Annotated in this window: 9 protein-coding genes; 6 read left to right on the top strand and 3 right to left on the bottom strand. The window is 44.2% G+C overall.

Annotated features, from left to right (window positions below):
* Nucleotides 1-650, bottom strand: a 650-nt coding sequence (locus tag HMPREF3144_RS11320; RefSeq protein ID WP_070477964.1) for an NAD(P)H-hydrate epimerase, incomplete at its 3' end; no start/stop codon positions are given.
* Nucleotides 651-781: 131 nt separating this feature from the next.
* Between HMPREF3144_RS11320 and tenA the strand changes: the two genes are divergently transcribed.
* Nucleotides 782-1462, top strand: a complete 681-nt coding sequence (tenA, locus tag HMPREF3144_RS11315; protein WP_070477962.1) for a thiaminase II — start codon at nucleotides 782-784, stop codon at nucleotides 1460-1462.
* A 3-nt stretch (nucleotides 1463-1465) separates the two neighbouring features.
* Here tenA and HMPREF3144_RS11310 read toward each other — a convergent pair whose 3' ends face one another.
* On the bottom strand, nucleotides 1466-2299 hold the full coding sequence (locus HMPREF3144_RS11310) for a 5'-methylthioadenosine/adenosylhomocysteine nucleosidase (protein ID WP_070477960.1): 834 nt from the start codon (nucleotides 2297-2299) through the stop codon (nucleotides 1466-1468).
* Nucleotides 2300-2567: 268 nt separating this feature from the next.
* Here HMPREF3144_RS11310 and sodC point away from each other — a divergent pair, with 268 nt between their 5' ends.
* On the top strand, nucleotides 2568-3098 hold the full coding sequence (gene sodC / locus HMPREF3144_RS11305; protein WP_070469875.1) for a superoxide dismutase family protein: 531 nt from the start codon (nucleotides 2568-2570) through the stop codon (nucleotides 3096-3098).
* Between the two features lie 121 nt (nucleotides 3099-3219).
* Here sodC and HMPREF3144_RS11300 read toward each other — a convergent pair whose 3' ends face one another.
* Nucleotides 3220-3378 (bottom strand): DUF1328 domain-containing protein, encoded by a 159-nt coding sequence (locus HMPREF3144_RS11300; RefSeq protein ID WP_018026506.1) that lies wholly within the window; start codon nucleotides 3376-3378, stop codon nucleotides 3220-3222.
* A 183-nt stretch (nucleotides 3379-3561) separates the two neighbouring features.
* On the opposite strand from HMPREF3144_RS11300, the gene HMPREF3144_RS11295 reads away from it, so the two are divergent.
* The 4 genes from HMPREF3144_RS11295 to HMPREF3144_RS11280 all read left to right on the top strand — a co-directional run bounded on the left by HMPREF3144_RS11295 (nucleotide 3562) and on the right by HMPREF3144_RS11280 (nucleotide 6914).
* On the top strand, nucleotides 3562-4665 hold the full coding sequence (locus HMPREF3144_RS11295; protein WP_070477958.1) for an NAD(P)H-dependent flavin oxidoreductase: 1104 nt from the start codon (nucleotides 3562-3564) through the stop codon (nucleotides 4663-4665).
* Between the two features lie 459 nt (nucleotides 4666-5124).
* The gene (locus HMPREF3144_RS11290; protein ID WP_036557298.1) at nucleotides 5125-5931 is read left to right on the top strand and encodes an RNase A-like domain-containing protein; all 807 of its coding nucleotides are present in this window, start codon (nucleotides 5125-5127) and stop codon (nucleotides 5929-5931) included.
* A 47-nt stretch (nucleotides 5932-5978) separates the two neighbouring features.
* The gene (locus HMPREF3144_RS11285) at nucleotides 5979-6272 is read left to right on the top strand and encodes a contact-dependent growth inhibition system immunity protein (protein WP_018026509.1); all 294 of its coding nucleotides are present in this window, start codon (nucleotides 5979-5981) and stop codon (nucleotides 6270-6272) included.
* Nucleotides 6273-6599: 327 nt separating this feature from the next.
* The gene (locus HMPREF3144_RS11280; protein WP_036557300.1) at nucleotides 6600-6914 is read left to right on the top strand and encodes a hypothetical protein; all 315 of its coding nucleotides are present in this window, start codon (nucleotides 6600-6602) and stop codon (nucleotides 6912-6914) included.
* Nucleotides 6915-7042 lie beyond the last annotated feature (128 nt).

Genomic DNA, 7042 nt, shown 5'->3' with positions numbered 1-7042 from the left:
GAAATTTGAGGGGTTATTGCAAAGGTCTCAAGTTCCCCGCACATGGCTTTGCCCTGTGGCATCATATGGGCTGGTTTATAAGCGCCAAAGGTGTAGCAGAGATCGGCTTTAAAGCTATCTTTGGCAATGACACCGCTATCACAGTTTAAACCGCTTGGTACATCCAACGCGATGCGATAAGCCGTTGCTTGATTGGCCACAGCCATCACGCTCGCTACCGATGTCGGTAAATCACCGCTATATCCAGTGCCAAATACGCCGTCAATGATCCACGCCGTGCTATCGTTCATTAGCTCAGCGCTGAACTCATCAATCGAGAGGTACTTGATAGTAGATAAATCCGCTAGCCGCTTTAGATTAAGCTCGGCTAGAGGTGATAAATCTTCACCTAAGACGAATAGTATCTTTACGCAAAGACCTGCTGTGGCAAGTGCGCGGGCAATCACAAGACCATCACCGCCGTTATTTCCCTTACCACACAGGATAAACACGCTGCCTGGGCGTGTTAATTTAGCTGCTGCGAGACGCGCTAATAGATCCTCTGCTGCAGCTTGACCGGCATTTTCCATCAGTTGCTCATAGCTCGTGCCGCGCTCGACCGCTTGTTTTTCTGCCAGGCGCATGGCGGCAGCGGTATAAATTCTCTTCATCGCTTTCAAAAACTCACCTCAGCTTGATATTAAATAAACCGTTACTGCTATACTCAAGCATGGCACAGACCCTTAGCTTGATGGTTTGTAGCATGTATTTTTTCGAGTAACCCTTAAACCCAGGATATTGTATGACTAATTCAAATCTTACACCCTTAGAGCGTTTAAAGCAGAGTAGTGCGGCGGAGTGGCAGGAATATATTCAGCATGCCTTTGTCCGTCAGTTGGGGGCAGCCACACTCCCTGAAGAAGCGTTTAAGCATTATTTGAAGCAGGATTATTTGTTTTTAGTCCATTTTGCACGCGCATGGGGTCTTGCCGTTTATAAAAGCCGTAATCTACGTGAGTTACGCCAGAGTTATGCGAGTTTGATGGCCATTGTGGATGTTGAATTTGATCTGCATATCGAGTATTGCGCTAAGTGGGGCATTACTGAAGCGGAGTTAGAGGTATTACCTGAGGGACGTGCCACCATGGCCTATACGCGCTATGTGTTGGACGCCGGTAATCAGGGGAATTTACTGGATTTACATGTGGCCTTGGTGCCATGCCTGATCGGTTATGCGGAAATTGGTCAATGGCTAGCGGCGCAGGACTTCACCGTGATGGATGAGTCGAATCCTTATTTGCCGTGGATAAAAATGTACATCAGCGACGAATTCCAAGAGGCCGCCAAGGCTGAGATCGAATGGTTAAATCAAGCCTTAGCAAGGGTTGATGAGGAGCGCTTTAAGGAGCTTGAAGCGATTTTCCGCGACGCCACCCGTTTGGAAATTGACTTCTGGCAAGCGGGCTTAGAGCTAAAGGTTTAGGCTTTAACTACTTGCTAGTTGGTCTAATAGTCGTGTCAAAATTGCCGAGCCGTAGTGCGGTGAGATTTCGTTGAGAAACTCATTAAAATCCAGCTCGGCCTTGGAGTCCGCTCGGTCGCTGATAATTCTGAAGATAGCAAAGGGGATTGCATATTCATAGCAAACCTGGGCGACTGCGGCTCCCTCCATTTCAACACAGAGCGTACTAGGCATTTGTTCGGCTATTTGATTTTGCTTTTCCAGCGCATTGACAAAGACATCCCCGCTACCTATCAAGCCTTGATGTACTTTAGGGATATCACGTTGGAAAAAGCGTGGCCGCTTATTGCCCTCAAAAGCAGTGGCAAAGTCCTGTGCTAAATAGTCGTTACAGGCCTTTGCGATTTTATCGTTGAGTGCCTCATCAGTATCAAAAAATGTCTTATTTAGTAAGGGTACACTGTACTTAGGGAAAAGGGGACTAGCGTCTAAATCGTACTGATACACGGAGCGAGCAATGACAATATCACCGACCTTGACATCAGCATGAATACCGCCTGCTAACCCGGTGAACAGCACGCTTTGGACCCCGAAGACATTAATCAAGGTGGTGACGGTGGCAGCGGCGGCGACTTTGCCGATACGGGAAAGCACAATCACATACTGTTGACCGTTGCGCTCGGCGAGGTGGTAGCGACGATCTGCCACGGTACGAATAGTCACCTGATGCTCCATGCTTTTTAAGATAGCAGCAATTTCTTGCTCTAAAGCGGCCATAATGCCAATGGGTGCTTGTTTTGGCTGTTCAGCGCTTAATAAAGAGGCTTGGGTGTCGGGCAGATTGGATTGATTTGGCATGGTGTTGATAAAATCTTAAAACATAGCCTTGTATATTTACCATATCTGCCTAGGCTGATGGAGCGCTAACGGTTGCTATCAGTGTTAATACTAGGCGTCGCTATCAGTGTTTACAATTTAAAACAATTGCGTTGATTGCGGCAGCTTTTGGCATGTAAAAGAACCGGTTAACGTGTTAAGCTTTTGATAGCTTTGCTGTTTTTAGCAGAGTTTTTTGCGTAATGATTTTTCAGTGAAAGCATTGCGATATTTTGAAAGGAGTTTCATGATGAAAAAAGTTTTATTTGCTGCCTTATGTGCCGCGTTGATGAATAGCGCTTATGCTGCGGATGAAATTGTGGTTGATATGAAATTTGCAACCGACAAGGGACCAGGTGAGTCAGCAGGCACGGTCACCATCACGATGACAGAGTTTGGTGCTAAATTTACGCCTGATATTAAGGGTCTTGATGAAGCAGGTGTGCGAGGCTTTCATATTCATGCCAAGGGCTCGTGTGATGCGACTGAAAAAGACGGCAAGGTAGTGCCTGCGGGGGCGGCGGGTGGTCATTGGGACCCAGACAACACCAATGCGCATAAGGGACCTTGGGACACTACTGGTCATAAGGGGGATTTACCGGCCTTGTATGTTGCTGATGACGGTACGATCACCTATCCAGTGGTGGCGCCACGTATCACTGATTTAAATGAAATTAAAGGCTTATCAATGATGATTCATGTGGGCGGTGATAACTACAGTGATGATCCGTTACCACTGGGTGGTGGCGGTGGCCGTAACTTATGCGGCTTGATTAACTAACGCACTGATAGGTTAATTGTATAAAGCAAATCGCCGCAGCAGAGCTGCGGCGATTTGTTATCTAAAAAGAGCTCTAAATCAGTAGACTGCGTAATTTAGAGGGCTTTAGATTCGATGCTCATCAGGAGCGTCGACCAAACACGAATGACAAGACAGCAATAATTAAAAATACAAAGAATAGTATTTTGGCAATGCCGGCGGCGGTACCTGCAATGCCGCCAAAGCCTAAAACGGCTGCAATTAAGGCAATCACTAAAAACACAACGGCGTAATGAAGCATGAACTTCTCCTTTTTCTCTCTTATAAGCATGAAGTTTTACTTTAAAGTATTCAGCAGTTAGAGACTATTATTAATTTGAAATGAATCGGCAGATTTTGTAAGTACAATGGGGTTTATATAACTTTTATTGTGAATGTGTAAGCAGCAATTGCTGGTGTACGTAAGCGTAAGTTTGGTTAGGAGATGGTGGATTTTATGCTGAATAATGCTTTTTGTGAGCGCTTCGCTTTGACTCATCCGATCATACAAGCGCCCATGGCCGGTGTGTCTAATCCCGTGTTAGCGGCGAGCGTTAGAAGGGCGGGGGCTTTACCCTCTTTGGGGTGTGGGGCGATGAGTGCGAGTACGCTTGAGAAGACGATCCGTGAGTATATGGACTTGACAGGAGAAGATAAGCGGCCACTGCTCAATATTAATTTTTTTTCACATCAAGAGGCCTTGATTGATGAGCGCGCCAATCAGGCTTGGCTGCAACGATTAGCGCCTGTATTTGAAGGGTTTGCTGCTCAACCTCCAAGTCAACTTGAATTGATTTACCAAAGCTTGCAACAGGTAGAGGATGAGCGTCTCGAGGTAGTGTTAAAGGCCGCGCCGCAGATTGTTAGTTTTCATTTCGGTTTACCGTCGACTGCGGTATTAGCCAAACTGCGGGCACAAGGGGTAGCAATTTTTGCCACCGCCTGTGATTTGAATGATGCTAAGCAATTGGAAGCGGCAGGGGTGGATTATATTGTGGCTCAGGGCTATGAGGCAGGTGGTCATCGAGGTATTTTTGATGCGAACCACGAGCCGGTGATTGCTACCCTGGAGCTACTACAATTGCTCAAAAAAGAGTGCAGTACCCCAATCATTGCAGCCGGCGGGATAATGACTGGTCACGAAATCCGCACGATGATGGCACATGGAGCGGATGCGGTGCAGTTAGGTACCGCCTTTATTCTTTGCCCGGAGAGCTCCGCTTCAACGGCTTATAGACGTCAATTAAGCGCGCAGGCACGGCAAAATCAACCAGAAACGGTCGTTAGTGCGGCTATTTCGGGGCGTCCAGCGCGCGGCCTTAGAACGAAGTTAAGTGATTTAGGGGCGAAGCTGGAGCAAGAGGAGGGGTTAACCCGTCCAGCTTATCCCTTTTTATATGACGTTAATAAGCAATTAAATGATGCTGCTTTAAAGCAGGGTGAAGAGGGTTATGGTGCCTATTGGTCGGGGGCTGGTTTAGCGGCAATTCGGGAGATGCCTGCCTCAGAGTTGGTAGCCTTACTAGCTCAAGAAGCGTTTGAAGATTAGATTGTTTAGGTTAAAAAGGTTTGTGACGGCTGTGGGGTGTTTTGTGAGTCTGTAAATAATGTTATGTATCTTCCTTTAGTCTGATATCCTTCATGGTCAATACATAAAGTCGCTAAACCGTGCCGGTTTACTAATTCTGGCAGGACCGGAAACCTCACATGTGGGTCTTAGCAATCACGTTGCTTAGTCTAACTATTCAATTCAGTAAAGTGCGGAGTACTGATGCAGTTTGTTGTTAGCCTTTAAGAAAATTTGGTGGTAGTGCTTTTGTAGAGCATGATTAAAGCTTAGACATGAAAGTAGTAAATATTTTGAGGTGTTTGAGAGGACCCGATGTTTCGATTGATTAAAATGTTTTGTAATAAGGTTGACACCTTGTATGAGTAATCTATTGGCGTTAGTTGCTTACGTTGCCGATTCTCTTGGAATATCCAAAACTCATACTCTCTGGTAAATCTTATGCAAAGTGAAGAAGGTTTGCAATTAGTGCTAACTCCTGTACAGTTGGCTGCAATTCTATCAGACCAATCTGTCAGTGAGGGGGAAACTATATCAAATAGGTTGTGGGGAGCTGGCTCCCTTCTATTTGGTGCGCTAGAACTTGTAGGATCTGTAGGGCTATGTCGAGTGCGTGCTCGTAAAGCTTGTATTACTCTAGCAGCTCATAGTTTAGATACTATTACAACTGGCGCAAACCAACTTTGGACGGGAGTTGACACAAATTCTTCTACATACAAGACCGCAGCAATACTTGCCAAGGAACTGGGTGCTGATGACGACACAGCGCACAACTTAGCGAAAACAATTGAGGTCGCTGTACCCATTGGCGTTTCTGTAGCGCTAGGAATTGCTGGTGCTTTCAGAGTAAGGGCTATTCGTTTCGGTAGAATAAAGTTGAGTGAGCACGAGCTTATGGGAGGGCATACCATTGCGCAACATGTGGGCAAGACCAAAGAGGAATTATTGTATCGCTTAAAGACAGACCCACGAATAAAAACAGGGGTAAGTTCTTTCACTAACTTAGATATAGCCGAAAAGGCTATATCTCAAGCGATAAAGGCAAACAAAGCAAAAATTAAACAATGGAGTCAACAGCCTAGTTCAGAAGTGCTCCGATTTAACTATAATGCAAATTATAGAGTGGGTGGGTTTATTAAGAGGGGTTCTGAAGAGCTTATTAATACCTCTAGCTTGAGAGTGGTGTTGGTTAAAACGAACATTAACGGAAAGAGATATTATATTCTTACTTCTTTTCCAAAAACCTAGAATGTAAAAATTAAAATTGTTTTTATAAAACGGTAAGTTATATTTACATGCATGAAGATTATCCTAGACTTGACGAATTAGTTGGTGGTTATTTAAATCTTGATTTCGACATTATATTCATAACTACTAATATAGAAGATGTTGTTGAAATTTTTGTTACTCGTACCCCTATTGAGGGCTTGCATCAATTAATGCATGAAATAGCTGATTTTGAATTAAAGTATGCTGGATGTTTAGAGGAGGCTTTTTACAAAACTTTCGACCCCGACATATATTTTGATGATGTACCGTGCTTTCTTGATATGGTCAAGGAGAAGGTTCAGAAGCAGTTAGATGTTTAAATCTTCATTTCAACATAAAAAGAGGGCGCTCTGTATACATCAAGATGATGAGGCTAGAAAACCCTCCCAGGCGGTGCTGTAGGACTTGCGTGCGGTCCAGCTGCGCCCGCTTATGTCACCTTAGGTGTATTCATAGGAGGTGCTCTAGGTGCGCTTGGTGCAGATCTCACCTTTGGATGGCTTTTCTAATGAGCATTAAAGCGATTAATGAGTTTCAAAGCGCCGATGTAATAAAAGTTATCGACAAACCCCAACACTGCTGCTTGAGCATAAACAGTTAAAAAAAGATTATCACTAAGTGGCGCAGTATTAGAGGCTCAATATCGTGTGGGCAATCATTACCTTTTATTGATCACAGAAGATAACCCTTTTGAGGAGGCGCTTTATATTTATTATGTCGATCATCATTTAAAGATCATCGATTCATTAGAACTGTCAGCGATATATGCACAAGGGATGCTTAGAAATCTACTTATCGCCGTTCCAGATAAAATTCGATTTGCCTTTTTTGATAATAATGAGAGGTGGTTATTAACCATCCTCCCCAAAGCTAGCTATTCTATTTCTAATGACAACTATCCCATTAAAAGAAAAGCATCTTTATTTCATAAAAAGTACTTAAAGCTACAAAAAATCTCATAGCATGCTTGTCTGAAAATTTTTCTTCTTAATATCAAATTAAGACTTGAGCAGGTTTTTACTGGGTAAGTGCGCCGGCTTCCAATTGCATGTTGACTTTGAGACTTTTGCATAAAAGCAGTTAAATACCG

This window comes from Oligella sp. HMSC05A10 (genome assembly GCF_001808335.1).
GTDB lineage: Bacteria > Pseudomonadota > Gammaproteobacteria > Burkholderiales > Burkholderiaceae_B > Oligella > Oligella urethralis.
Note: the sequence above shows the minus strand (reverse complement) of the source record. Positions and strands in the feature narration are given on the sequence as shown.

Coding starts and splice junctions, on each gene's coding strand:
- HMPREF3144_RS11285 (WP_018026509.1), top strand. CDS start 5,979: ATGCATGAAGATTATCCTAGACTTGACGAATTAGTTGGTGGTTATTTA.
- tenA (WP_070477962.1), top strand. CDS start 782: ATGACTAATTCAAATCTTACACCCTTAGAGCGTTTAAAGCAGAGTAGT.
- HMPREF3144_RS11290 (WP_036557298.1), top strand. CDS start 5,125: ATGCAAAGTGAAGAAGGTTTGCAATTAGTGCTAACTCCTGTACAGTTG.
- HMPREF3144_RS11295 (WP_070477958.1), top strand. CDS start 3,562: ATGGTGGATTTTATGCTGAATAATGCTTTTTGTGAGCGCTTCGCTTTG.
- HMPREF3144_RS11300 (WP_018026506.1), bottom strand. CDS start 3,378: ATGCTTCATTACGCCGTTGTGTTTTTAGTGATTGCCTTAATTGCAGCC.
- HMPREF3144_RS11310 (WP_070477960.1), bottom strand. CDS start 2,299: ATGCCAAATCAATCCAATCTGCCCGACACCCAAGCCTCTTTATTAAGC.
- sodC (WP_070469875.1), top strand. CDS start 2,568: ATGAAAAAAGTTTTATTTGCTGCCTTATGTGCCGCGTTGATGAATAGC.